This window comes from Aeromonas sp. S18(2024), from assembly GCF_041402525.1.
Classification (GTDB): domain Bacteria; phylum Pseudomonadota; class Gammaproteobacteria; order Enterobacterales; family Aeromonadaceae; genus Aeromonas; species Aeromonas enteropelogenes.
Window position 1 is genome coordinate 56636 of record NZ_JBGLQV010000003.1, and the last position, 12689, is coordinate 69324.

At 61.0% G+C, this 12689-nt stretch carries 11 protein-coding genes; 6 read left to right on the forward strand and 5 right to left on the reverse strand.

Annotation, left to right across the window (positions count from 1 at the left end; genetic code table 11):
* Positions 1-47 precede the first annotated feature (47 nt).
* The 3 genes from ACB034_RS06530 (at position 48) to ACB034_RS06540 (ending at position 4288) form a co-directional block, all read left to right on the forward strand.
* Positions 48-1478: a methyl-accepting chemotaxis protein gene (locus ACB034_RS06530; RefSeq protein WP_371172401.1), complete on the forward strand. Its 1431-nt coding sequence runs from the start codon at positions 48-50 to the stop codon at positions 1476-1478.
* A 114-nt stretch (positions 1479-1592) separates the two neighbouring features.
* Positions 1593-2786 (forward strand): class I SAM-dependent methyltransferase, encoded by a 1194-nt coding sequence (locus tag ACB034_RS06535; protein WP_201977583.1) that lies wholly within the window; start codon positions 1593-1595, stop codon positions 2784-2786.
* Between the two features lie 317 nt (positions 2787-3103).
* Positions 3104-4288, forward strand: a complete 1185-nt coding sequence (locus ACB034_RS06540; RefSeq protein WP_371172402.1) for an acyltransferase family protein — start codon at positions 3104-3106, stop codon at positions 4286-4288.
* Positions 4289-4315: 27 nt separating this feature from the next.
* Here the strand turns inward: ACB034_RS06540 and ACB034_RS06545 are convergent, their stop codons facing one another.
* Positions 4316-4729: a GNAT family N-acetyltransferase gene (locus tag ACB034_RS06545; RefSeq protein ID WP_371172403.1), complete on the reverse strand. Its 414-nt coding sequence runs from the start codon at positions 4727-4729 to the stop codon at positions 4316-4318.
* 318 nt (positions 4730-5047) lie between these two features.
* Between ACB034_RS06545 and selD the strand changes: the two genes are divergently transcribed.
* From selD to ACB034_RS06560, 3 genes are read left to right on the forward strand one after another with little or no spacing between them, the layout of a single operon-like run.
* Positions 5048-6085, forward strand: a complete 1038-nt coding sequence (selD, locus tag ACB034_RS06550) for a selenide, water dikinase SelD (protein ID WP_371172404.1) — start codon at positions 5048-5050, stop codon at positions 6083-6085.
* A complete protein-coding gene (gene mnmH / locus ACB034_RS06555) occupies positions 6082-7194 on the forward strand; it encodes a tRNA 2-selenouridine(34) synthase MnmH (RefSeq protein ID WP_371172405.1) in 1113 nt (370 codons plus the stop codon). The genes selD and mnmH overlap by 4 nt, the downstream gene beginning before the upstream one ends.
* Positions 7195-7232: 38 nt before the next feature.
* On the forward strand, positions 7233-7877 hold the full coding sequence (locus ACB034_RS06560; protein ID WP_371172406.1) for an MBL fold metallo-hydrolase: 645 nt from the start codon (positions 7233-7235) through the stop codon (positions 7875-7877).
* Between the two features lie 245 nt (positions 7878-8122).
* Here the strand turns inward: ACB034_RS06560 and rnd are convergent, their stop codons facing one another.
* The 4 genes from rnd to ACB034_RS06580 all read right to left on the reverse strand — a co-directional run bounded on the left by rnd (position 8123) and on the right by ACB034_RS06580 (position 12581).
* Positions 8123-9235: a ribonuclease D gene (rnd, locus tag ACB034_RS06565; RefSeq protein WP_371172407.1), complete on the reverse strand. Its 1113-nt coding sequence runs from the start codon at positions 9233-9235 to the stop codon at positions 8123-8125.
* 98 nt (positions 9236-9333) lie between these two features.
* Positions 9334-11010: a long-chain-fatty-acid--CoA ligase FadD gene (gene fadD, locus ACB034_RS06570; RefSeq protein ID WP_124240666.1), complete on the reverse strand. Its 1677-nt coding sequence runs from the start codon at positions 11008-11010 to the stop codon at positions 9334-9336.
* Positions 11011-11208: 198 nt separating this feature from the next.
* Positions 11209-12060: an alpha/beta fold hydrolase gene (locus ACB034_RS06575; RefSeq protein ID WP_371172408.1), complete on the reverse strand. Its 852-nt coding sequence runs from the start codon at positions 12058-12060 to the stop codon at positions 11209-11211.
* Positions 12061-12068: 8 nt separating this feature from the next.
* Positions 12069-12581: a Slp family lipoprotein gene (locus tag ACB034_RS06580; protein ID WP_223377616.1), complete on the reverse strand. Its 513-nt coding sequence runs from the start codon at positions 12579-12581 to the stop codon at positions 12069-12071.
* Between the last annotated feature and the right edge of the window lie 108 nt (positions 12582-12689).

Genomic DNA, 12689 nt, shown 5'->3' on the forward strand with positions numbered 1-12689 from the left:
ACGATAATGTGCGCGACACACTCTCTTCTGCAGGATGCCGCTCCATTATGAAAGAAGTTAAATTCCGTTGGGTTGACCGCTATCTCATTCACCTGACCATTGGTGAAAAATTCTACGTCTCGTTCTGGCTCCCTCTGCTGATCATCGCCTTTCTCAGCTGGTACATGCTGGCCAGCAGTCATGAGCAGGAGATCCAGCTCAGGGTTCAACAACTGCAGGAACGTGTCGAAACGGTGGCCCAGCTGGTAAGCCAGCAACCCGGCCTCGCCCTGCCCGCCGATCTGCGTCTGGAGACACAAGGCAGCGCCGGCCTGCAGCAACAGGGGGAGCACTACCGGTTCAGCGCCGCAGCGGGCCAGGCGGGCTACGTCACCGGCCAGCTCGATGTCAGCAATCTATCCATGTGGGATGATCAGGGCTCAACTCTGATCCTCATCGCCGTCCTCGCAGTCCTGATGGCCCTGGTCATCCACTATATGATGACCTTTGTTTCCGGCGCCCTCTACTCCACCGACAAGGCGTTGCAGACCGTCGCCGACGGGGACCTCACCTTTCGTCTCAACTTCTTCCCGGTGCGGGACGAATTCTCGGTGCTGGCGGGCAGCATAGACCGCTTCACCGACCGTCAGCACAAGATAGTCAAACTGGTGGAAGAGTCCGCCGAGGCGCTCACCCTGGCCGCCGACGAGTTTCGCGAGCACGCCGGCGAAGGGGAAGCCATGGCCCGCGCCCAGCGCCTGCACATGGATTCCCTCGCCACCGCCATGGAGCAGATGTCCGCCGCCATCCGGGAAGTGGCCCGCAACGCCAACGACACCCTGCAGCAGACTCGCCAGTCCAGCGAAGAGGCGGCCAACGGTGCCGAGCGGGTAGCCCGTACCATAGAGGCTATTCGCACCCTGGCCGACGAGATAGGCAACGCCTCCGGCGCGGTGGAGCGACTGACTCACAACGCCAATCGCATCAACGAAGTGGTCAACGTCATCAACGCCATCTCCCAGCAGACCAACCTGCTGGCGCTCAATGCCGCCATCGAGGCCGCCCGCGCCGGCGAGCAGGGGCGCGGTTTTGCGGTAGTCGCCGACGAGGTACGCACCCTCGCCAGCCGCACCCAGCAGGCGACTGTGGAGATCCAGCAGATGATTGAAGAGCTGCAGGCCGGCACCGGGGCGCTGAACGACATCATGGAGAAGACCGTCGGTCGCGCCGCCAGCAGCCAGCAGCTGATCAGCGAAGTGGGGCTGGATATCGAAAAATTGAGCAACCACAGCGATGCAGTGCTGGAGATGAGCACCCAGATCGCCACCTCCAGCGAAGAGCAGAGCTCGGTGGCCGCCGAGATCACCCACAACCTGGATCAGGTGCGCCACGAGGCGGCGCAGGTAGAGGAGTCCGCCAGCGCCTCGGTGGCCGGCACCCAGGGACTGAAAGCCACCGCCAGCGAACTGGCCCAGGCCCTCAAGGGGATCAAGATCTAATCGCGTAATTCGCCAGATCATGCCGGAGGACGTAAATGCGCCGGGTCGTTTGAGTTTTACCTGCGGGCCACATAGAATGTGGCCCCTTTTTCTTTCTACCATCGGCAACTACCCATGAGCGCTTCCATCTATCTCGTCAAAGGCCGCGAAAAATCCCTGCTGCGTCGCCATCCCTGGATCTTTTCCAAGGGGATCGAGCGGGTTCAGGGCAACCCCATCGACGGCGACACCGTCGAGATCTACTCAAACGATGGCAAGTGGCTCGCCCGTGGCGCCTGGTCCGGCAGCTCCCAGATCCGCGCCCGGGTCTGGACCTTCGACAAGGACGAGACCATCGATCTCGACTTCTTTATCCGCCGCCTCTCCTATGCCCAGGAGTCCCGCGATCCGCTGATCAAGCGCCAGGGTCTCACCGGCTATCGCCTGTGCGCCGCCGAGTCCGACGGTTTGCCGGGTCTGACCATCGATCGTTACGCCGATTTTCTGGTGTGCCAGATCCTCTCCGCCGGTGCCGAGTTCCAGCGCGACCTCATCACCCAGGCCCTGCGCACCCTCTACCCAGAGTGCAGCATCTATGAGCGCTCCGATGTGGCGGTACGCAAGAAGGAAGGTCTGAAAGAGCGCACCGGCGTGATTTACGGCGAGACTCCGAACGAACCCGTGATGATCGAGGAAAACGGCGGCGTCAAGATCCTGGTGGACATCCGCAACGGCCACAAGACCGGTTTCTATCTGGATCAGCGTGACAACCGTCAGGCGGCCGCCAAGTACACCGAAGGCAAGCGGGTGCTGAACTGCTTCTGCTACACCGGCGGCTTTGGCGTCTATGCCCTCAAAGGCGGCGCCAAGGAGGTGGTCAACGTGGATCTCTCCCAGAACGCACTGGACATCGCCCGCCAGAATGCCGAGCTGAACGGCCTGGACACCAGCAATACCCGGTTCGTGCGTCACGACGTGTTCAAGCTGTTGCGCGAATACCGCGAGAAGGGCGAGAAGTTCGACGTCATCGTGCTGGATCCCCCCAAGTTTGCCGAGAGCAAGGCCCAGCTGCTGGGTGCCTGCCGCGGCTACAAGGACATCAACATGCTGGCCTTCCAGCTGCTGGCACCGGGCGGCGTGCTGCTCACCTACTCCTGCTCCGGCCTGATGGAGCAAAGCCTGTTCCAGAAGATCGTCGCCGATGCGGCCCTCGATGCCGGTCGCGATGCCCAGATCCTGGAGCTGCTCTCCCAGGCCTCCGATCACCCCATCGGTACCGCCTATCCGGAAGGCTTCTACCTCAAGGGGCTGGTGGTGCGCGCCCGCTGATCGGCACTCTCCCTTTGATCAATCAGGCCCCATTGCGGGCCTGATTTTTTTCCGCGCCCTTGTTGTCTGTGCTGTGGCTAGCCCACCTCTCCCTTGCCCAGATAGACCCATTTAACACCCAGCACCCTTTGCTGCCTGTTTTTGCACAAAAAGTGCACATTTATGATTCCAATCACACTCGTATGGTTCTCTTTTGCGTAACGTGATTCCGCCTGAGGCTATCCTGCGCCCGGGACGCCGCCCCATCAGGATTGAAGGGTCGGCACAACAACAAAAATCGATGTCAGGCCAGGCTGAACATCACAAGGGATAACGTCATGAATCAATCATTGCCGCTGTTGACGCCGCTACGGGGCATCGCTGCCCTGATGGTGGTGCTGTTCCACGCCCGTCTGTTGCTCTTTCCCCAGTGGATGGAGTCGATAGCTGGGGTCACCCAACTCATCGAGAATGGCTATCTCTGGGTCGATCTCTTCTTTATCCTGAGCGGGCTGGTGTTGGCCCATGTCTACGGTGAGGCCTTCACCGCCCCCCGCCGCACCGTCAGCTATGGCCGCTTTCTCTGGCTGCGACTGACCCGGGTCTACCCCCTCTATGTTGTGACCCTGGTGCTGCTGGTAGGCTGGGAGCTTTACAAGGCGCGGCACGGAGTGGGCTTTTACGGCGGCCCCCTGTTCAAGATGTGGGAGTGGGAAGGAATGCCTCCGTTTGGTTCCCCCTTTACCCCGGCCGAGGCGCTGCCAAGTGCACTCTTGCTGCTGCAGGTAGTGACGGATCAGGGGCTGACCTGGAACTTCGCCGCCTGGTCCCTGAGCGTGGAGTGGATAAGCTATCTGTTGTTCCCGCTGCTCATTCCGCTCGCGGTCACCCGCAGCCGCTGGAGTCACCTCGCCCCCCTGCTGGCACTGACGGTGCTGGCCTTTATCGTGCACAGCCGTGAAACGCTGGATGTCACCAGCGGGGCACTGGCGGTCGGTCGTGGGGTGAGTGAATTCGTGCTCGGCCTCTGGTTGCTGCCCAGGGTCAAGGCGGCGCGGAGTTTGCCCATGATGCAACAAGATCTGCCACTGCTTATCGCCTTCCTGCTGCCCTTCGTGCTGCTGCAGTTCACCATGACGCCGCAACTGACCCTGCTGCTGATCTGCGCCTACGTGCTGCTTATCTGGATTGCCGCATCGCAAGGTGCGCGCCAAAGCCCGCTGCTGCGCCTGCTCGACAACCGCCTCACCAACTGGCTGGGGGATCTCTCCTACTCCATCTACCTGCTCCATGCTCTGGTGCTGCTGACCGGTTGTGAGCTTATCCACTACCTGGCGCCCGAACTCACCGCATGGTGGTATGCCCAGACCAATCCACTGCTGGGAGTGGTGGCGACCCTGTTGATGCTGGGGGTGTTGATCGCGCTCTCGGCGGTGAGCTATCACCTCTTTGAGCGGCCGCTGCAGCGGCGCCTGCGCCGCGTTGGTCAGGCGCGCCAGCCGGCATTGGAACGGGCAGGATGATGACCTGCTCCAAAAGAGCCAGGCCGGTTAGCTTAGCTCGTCCAGACTGTTCATGACCCAGGCACTGGGATGCTGGCCAAACCCGAGGCGGGGGTAGTAATCCACCGCCTGGGGAGCGGCCAGCAGGATCAACTTGCAGCCCGGTTGCAGCTGCAGGAAGGTCTGGCGGATCAATGCCTTACCAATCCCCTGCCCTTGCACCGCCTCGGCCACCGCCAGATCAGAGAGATAGCAACAGTAACAGAAATCGGTCACCGAGCGGGCCACCCCTACCAGTTCCTCTCCCTGCCAGGCGGTTACCAGCAAACCGGCGTTATCCAGCATGCCCTGAATGGTCGACAAATTCTCCGTGGGGCGCCTGGCCCCCAATGTGGTATTCGCCAGCAATTGGACGAAGGCTTCTGGCGTGATGGGATGGTTGACCCGCAGTGTCGTGTTCACCTGAACTCCTTGTAATGTGCCGTTTATGACCCATTTCTCCCGATAACGGGGCCAATTGTCCAGCAATTGGTCGTTTTGGCCATGAATTCCTGTTCGAACCTGCGGGGCCGATTGTGGCATAATACCCCGTCCTGTGGCCCTTGACGGGGCTACGCTGGCGCATCTGGTCGCCCCCTTTCCCCGTCCGGCTTGGCAGTCCTGCGTGACTGCCTGCGGCGCCGCCTTTGATGGCAGCCAAGGCCACCCGTTTTTTGCGGTTCATTCCGCCCGTTTATCAAGGCGCCCCACCGGAGCGCCTGCACAAGCAAGGGGGTAAGTATGTCTTCCATTCGTCTGACCCAATACAGCCACGGTGCTGGCTGTGGCTGCAAAATCTCTCCCAAGGTGCTCGATACCATTCTCAAGAGCCAGATCCCGGGGTTCAACGATCCGACCCTTATCGTCGGCAACAGCAGCAAGGATGACGCGGCCGTGGTCGATATCGGCAACGGTCAGGGCATTGTCTCCACCACCGACTTCTTCATGCCCATCGTCGATGATCCCTTCACCTTTGGCCGCATCGCCGCGACCAACGCCATCAGTGACATCTACGCCATGGGCGGCAAGCCCATCGTCGCCATCGCCATCCTCGGCTGGCCCATCAACACCCTGCCCGCCGAAGTGGCCCAACAGGTGATCGACGGCGGTCGTCAGGTGTGTCACGAGGCAGGGATTTCACTGGCCGGCGGCCACAGCATCGACGCCCCGGAGCCCATCTTCGGCCTGGCGGTGACCGGTATCGTGCCGCTCGATGCCATCAAGCAGAACGACACCGCCAAGGTGGGTGACACCCTCTATCTGACCAAGCCCCTTGGCATCGGCATTCTCACCACTGCCCAGAAGAAGAGCAAGCTCAAGCCCGAGCACGAGCAGCTGGCCCCCAACGCCATGTGCACCCTCAACAAGATTGGCCAGCAATTCGCCGCGCTGCCGGGGGTCCACGCCATGACTGACGTGACCGGTTTTGGTCTGGCCGGCCATCTGCTGGAGATGTGCGAAGGCTCAAGGGTCAGCGCCCGCCTCGACTTCAAGGCGCTGCCGCTGCTGGACGAAGTAGATTACTACCTGAGTGAGGGTTGCGTGCCGGGCGGCACCCTGCGCAACTTCGACTCCTATGGCCACAAGCTCGATGCCATGGACGATCGCACCCGCAACATCCTGTGCGATCCACAGACCAGTGGCGGCCTGCTGGTGGCGGTGGGCAAGGAGAGCGAGGAAGCCCTGCTCGCCATCGCCCGTGACGCCGGCCTCTCCCTCTCGCCCATCGGCGAGATCAAGACCCTGGAAGGCAAGCGCTTTATCGAGGTTATCCAATGAGCGGATTGCCGCTGATCACTGACTACGCCCGGGTCTTCCTGAACGACGTCCCCCTGATTGACCTGCGCGCTCCCATCGAGTTCAAGGAAGGGGCCTTCCCCTGTGCCACCAACCTGCCCCTGATGACGGACGATGAGCGTGCCCAGGTGGGGACCTGCTACAAGAAGCAGGGTCAGGCCGCCGCCATCGAGCTTGGTCACAAGCTGGTGGGGGGAGCGGTACGCGCCGAGCGCATCGAAGGCTGGCTGGCGCAATTGCGCCAGCAGCCAGATGCCCTGCTCTACTGCTTTCGCGGCGGCCTGCGCTCGCAAACCGTACAACAGTGGCTCCATGAGGCCGGGGTGACCCGTCCGCGCATCGCCGGTGGCTACAAGGAGCTGCGCCGCTTCCTGATCGATACCCAGGACAGGGCCTCCGCCGAGTGTCACTGGAGCGTGCTGACCGGCATGACCGGCTCCGGCAAGACCCATATGCTGGATCAGGTGACCCAGGCGGTGGATCTGGAGGGACATGCCCACCACAGAGGCTCGTCGTTTGGCCAGCTGCCGGGGGGCCAGCCCAGCAACATCAACTTTGAAAACAACCTGGCCATCGAGCTGCTCAAGCGCCGTCACCACGGCGAGCAGGCGTTCGTGGTGGAAGACGAGAGCCGCCTCATCGGTCGCTGCTGCCTGCCGCTCTCCCTCTACGAGACCATGTGTCAGGCACCGCTGGTGGTGGTGGATGTGCCGCAACACGAGCGCGCCGAGCAGATCCGCGAGGATTATGTGCATGATCTCTGGCTGCGTTATCAGGCCATGTATGGCAATGAAGAGGGCTGGCCCCTGTTTGCCGCCTACCTGACCGACGCCCTGGCCCGCCTCAAGCGCCGCCTGGGGGATCAGGCCCACCGCGAGCTGGATCAGCTGATGCAAACGGCCCTTGAAGAGCAAAGCCGCAGCGGTGATACCGAGCTGCATCTGGCCTGGATCACCCTGCTGCTGACCCGCTACTACGATCCCATGTATCTCTACCAGCTTGGCAACAAGCAGGAGCGCATCGTGTTTCGGGGCGACAAGCAGGCCTGTCTCGACTATTTTGCCGAGCAGCACGCCAACCAGGCGATCTGATCCGGCCCTTATCAGCAAGAGCTGCAAGAGGAATTCCCATGTTGAAATTCGAGGTGATCCCGGTCACCCAGTTCGCCCAGAACTGCTCCCTCATCTGGTGTGACGAGACCCATGAGGCGGCCCTTGTCGATCCAGGTGGCGAAGCGGATAAACTGTTGGCCGCCATCGCCAAGCGGGGGCTGACCCTGACTCACATCCTGCTGACCCACGGTCATCTGGATCACGTGGGCGCCGCCGCAGAGTTGCGGGAGAGAACCGGCGTCACTATCACCGGCCCCCACCAGGAAGATGCCTTCTGGCTCGACATGCTGCCCCAGCAGAGCCAGATGTTCGGATTTGCCCATACTCCCGCCTTCGCCCCCGACCGCTGGCTCGAACAGGGTGACAAGGTGCAGGTGGGCAAGTGCGAGCTGGACGTCTACTTCTGCCCCGGCCACACCCCGGGCCATATCGTGCTGCTCAGCCAATCCGAGCGGCTCGCCTGGGTCGGTGACGTGCTCTTTGCCGGCAGCATTGGCCGTACCGACTTCCCGCGCGGGGATCACGCTACCTTGATCAAGTCGATCACCAAGACCCTGGTGCCGCTGGGTGACGAGATCGTCTTCATTCCGGGCCACGGCCCCAGCTCCACCTTCGGCCGCGAGAAGGTGAGCAACCCCTACCTGACCCAGCCTATCTGGTAATAAAAAGGCAGCGGCATGGGCCGCTGCCTCTCTTCCTTTTCTCTTTGCTTCTTCGCTGTCATTTTGCAGTTAACTGGCACCTTTTCCGCCGCTGCATCCTGCTTTTTGCCCATTGCCACCACCGATTGCCGCCAAGTGAGGCCGCTATCCGGGCGGGTCAACCACGAGCTCAACTCTGCCTTCAAGAGCAGAAAACAAAAATCCCCACCCGGGGGTGAGGATTTTTCAGGCCGCCAAGCGTTGGCTTACTGCTCCAGCAGATGACCTACCAGCTCATGACGCCACCCTTGCAGCAGCATGGGCTTGTCGGCGCGGGCCCGCTCTTCGTCGCTCATTCGCCAGCTCCAGGTGAAATACTGGTGGATGATCTTCTTGCTGGCGATCAGCTCGGGCGGAATATTGCTGGCTTTGGCCTTCTCGTCCACCAGGGCCTTGATGCGCTTGAGCTCCGCCTTGTACTTGGGGAAGTCCACCAGACGGCGAATGGGCTCGGGCCAGCTGTCGGGATCGCTCTGCTGGGCCTTGGCGACGATATCCAGCATCCGCTTGCCGTGGATCTTGATCTCGATGGGCGAGAGCCCCAGTTCGTTGAGATCACGAAGGGACGCGGGCCGACGCTCCGCCACCTTGAACAGGTGCAGCTCTTTGACCACGAAGTTGAGGGCGAGATCCCGGCGTACCGCCTCCTGCTGACGCCAGGCGGCCAGCTCGCGCAGGATCGCCAGCTCGCGGCGACCCAGTTGCCAGGCGTTGACGATATCGAGATAGGCCTGACGAGGATCGTTGCCCTGGGTCTTGCGGGCGGAGTGGTTCTGGCACTCCTGCTCGAACCAGGGAAATTTGCCACTTTCACGCAGCTTGCTCATCACCTTGTCGTAGAGGGGCATCAGGTAGAACACATCGGCCGCCGCGTATTCGAGCTGGCGGTCTGTGAGCGGGCGAGCAAGCCAGTCGGTGCGGGCCTGATCCTTCTCGAGCTCGACCCCGAGAAACTCGTTGACCAGGGCGCCAAAGCCCACCGAAACACCATGGCCCAGGAAGGCTGCCGCCAGCTGGGTGTCGTGCATCTGGTTTGGCAGATGGCCAGCCTGATGCTGGATAAGCTCGAGATCCTCGCCGGAAGCGTGCAGGATGGCGATCTGCCCTTCCCGACCAAGCCGTCGCCAGAGCGGGGCGAGATCCAGGGTGAGCGGATCGAGCAGCGCCAGCTGCTTGCCGTCGTAGATTTGAAACAGGCCCAGTTGAGGGTAATAGGTGCGGGTGCGAACGAATTCAGTATCGATGGCCAGGGGAACGTCGGCCAGAGAAGCGAGATACTGCTCCAGTTCGGCTTGCTGTGAAATGAATTGATAGTGCATCTTTGCCTGCAAGTTTTCAGGGCCAAAAGAAAAAACCGTGGGATGTCCCACGGTTTTGCATCACTGCGCTGCCTGGCCAAGAGGCCTGGCGACGCCGGTTACTGCTTGGCAATCTCTTCGTCGCGCAGCACGCGGCGCAGGATCTTGCCCACATTGGTCTTGGGAAGTTCGTCGCGAAATTCTACCAGTTTCGGTACCTTATAGGCAGTCAGATGTTTGCGGCAGTGGGCAATAATCTCGTCTTCCTGCAGTTTTGCATCTTTCCTGACCACGAAGATCTTCACCAGCTCGCCGGAGACCTTGTGCGGCACGCCGACGGCCGCCACTTCCAGCACCTTGGGATGGAGCGCCACCACGTCTTCAATTTCATTCGGGTAGACGTTGAAACCGGAGACCAGGATCATGTCCTTCTTGCGATCGACAATCTTGAAGAAGCCCTGCTCGTCGCACACGGCGATGTCGCCGGTACAGAGCCAGCCATCCTGCATCACCTCGGCGGTGGCCTCGGGACGCTGCCAGTAACCGCTCATCACCTGCGGGCCGCGCACCTGCATCTCGCCCGGGGTGCCAAATTCGGTGATCACCTGCCCGTTGTCATCCACCAGACGGATATCGGTGGAGCAGACCGGCAGACCGATAGAGCCGTTGTAATCGCTCAGATCATACGGGCAGACGCTCACCAACGGCGAACACTCGGTCAGGCCATAACCTTCCAGCAACGGAGTATCGGTCAGCGTCTTCCACTTCTCGGCCACCGCCCGCTGCACCGCCATGCCGCCGCCGATGGTCAGCTTGAGCTTGGTAAAGTCCATGCCCTGGAACTCGTCGTTGTTGACCAGCGCATTGAACAGGGTGTTCACCCCGGTGATGCAGGTGAAGGGGTACTTCTTGATCTCTTTGACGAAGCCCGGGATGTCGCGCGGGTTGCTGATCAGCAGGTTGTAACCACCCAGACGCATAAACAGCAGGCAGTTCACGGTGAGCGCGAAGACGTGGTAGAGCGGCAGCGCGGTGACCACGAACTCCTTGCCCCGCTCCAGCATGGGGCCATAGACGCCGAGGCACTGCTCGACGTTGGCAATCATGTTGCGGTGGGTCAGCATGGCCCCCTTGGAGAGGCCTGTGGTGCCGCCGGTGTACTGCAGGAAGGCAAGGTCGTCGTTGCTGATCTCGGGTTTGATGTACTGCAGGTAACGCCCCTTGGAGAGGGCCTGGCGCATGGTGCTGGCGTGGGGCAGATTGTATTTGGGCACCAGCTTCTTGACGTATTTCACCACGAAGTTGACCAGGGTCCCCTTGGCCAGCCCCAGGTTGTCCCCCATCCGGGTCAGGATGACGTGCTTGATTGGGGTGTCATAGACCACTTTTTCCAGGGTATGGGCGAAGTTGGAGACGATGACGATGGCCTTGGCGCCCGAGTCATTGAGCTGGTGCTCCAGCTCCCGCGGGGTGTAGAGCGGGTTGACGTTGACCACTATCATGCCGGCACGCAGGATGCCGAACACGGCGATGGGGTACTGCAGCAGGTTGGGCATCATCACCGCCACCCGATCGCCACGGCTCAGCTTGAGCTCGTTTTGCAGGTAGGCGGCAAAGGCGCGGGACTGCTCTTCCAGTCGGCGGTAGGTAATGGTCTGCCCCATGTTGACGAAGGCGGGCTGGTCGGCGAACTGGTTTACCGACTCTTCAAACATATCGACCAGGGAGCTGTATTGGTCTGGATTGATCTCGGCCGGAACCCCTTCCGGATAACGCTTCAGCCAGACTTTTTCCACGAACTTCTCCTGCATAACTAGCACCTGTGCGCTCACTGTGTTGCCTCCGTCCCTGTTCACTGCAATTTCAATCAGCTGTTTTAAGCTCATACTCTAACGCCGCCCATATTTACATAGGGCAACATCAATTAACAGCACATTAACAATGAAAAAGTGTGAGGGGGAAAACAAACCTGGAATTATTGAAAGCCGCTGATTCTACCGAATTTTGCAGAAATTTTCGATACAAACAGCGGTCTTGGCACAATTTTCCATATGAAAATGGTGATTTCCCGCCAGCAGGACCCGCTCTATCTCTCTGAAAGCATCCTGACGCGACTGCCATTGTGCCCGCAGGCTGGCAAAGCCCTGCTCCCCCTGAATGAAGAGCACGGGCGCGCGGATTGCCCCCATCAGCGCCCTGGCCTGCCCCTCGCTCATGCGAAGGGGTGAGAGATCCCGTAATCTGGGGTCGCTGCGCCAGTACCAGCGGCCATCTTGCTCAACCAGCTGGCGCTCGCAGATAAGGCGCGCCGCGGCCGAAGAGATATCCGCCACCTTGCAGCGGGCGGCCACCGCATCGTCGATAGAGACAAACCCGCCGGTGGCACGCTCGCGGGTACGGCTGCGGTTGACAATGGCGCGTTTGAGCTGAGCTGGCACCTCTTCATCAGGCTGACTCAGCGGCCCCAATCCCTCCAGCATGATGAGCCGCGCCACCTGTTCAGGAAACACCCCGGCATAGGCCGAGGCGATCAGCGCCCCGAGGGAATGACCAAGCAAGGTGAACCTGGTCCAGCCCGCAGCCTGGGTGATCTGGTAGAGATCGTCCAGCCAATCGACGAAGACATAGGGGGTCTGCTTGTGATCCGAGTGACCATGTCCCGGCAGATCGACGCAGATGAGGTGAAAGGCATCAAGATGAGAGGCGAGAGGCAGAAAGCTGGCACTGTTGTCGAGCCAGCCATGCAAGGCCAGCAGCAACGGCTTGCCCTGCTGGCCATTGTCGAGCAGGGCCACCCGGCGACCGTCCGCCAGGGTGAGAAAACGCTCCTGCAGGATGTCAATCATGTTCACCCCTAGCGGCGCAGCGGCCGTCTCGGCCAGAAGGGATCATAGAAGGGGTCGTAGAAGTAAGGGTCCATATAGCGGATCTCCACCTCCTTGACCGGCGGCCACAGCTTGCTGCCCGTCACCTTGAGCACCGGGAAGCGATACTTGTGCTCGCCAATCTGGCCATCCACCGGCTTGTCCGTGGTCCCCAGCACCGTCAGGCTGCGCCCCTTGGCATAGAGGGTCGGGTCGACAAAGCCCTTCATGACTGCCAAAAAACGTCCCGGACTCTGCTCGGTCTGCTCCGGTACCCCGTTGGATTTAAGCGGTAGATAGACCACTTCGATAACGCTCTGATCCGCCTTGTTGTGCACCGCGGCAATCACCCCGCTCCAGCGGGCAGGCTTGCCCTCCAGTGCCAGCGCGGGCTGATAGGCCACCAGCTGGTTTTCAGGCTCATAGGCCAGCTCTTTGGGCACAGAGCTGCAGGCTCCGAGCAGCAACACGGCCGCCCCCATCACCATCGCACGCTTGAACATGTCACTCTCCTTTTCAGATCGTCAGTTCCCGCGCCGACCAGTGCCAACTGCACCGGCCGGCAGGGGATGTTCATCGATTGGTAGCAAGGGTGGCACCACGGCCATTGC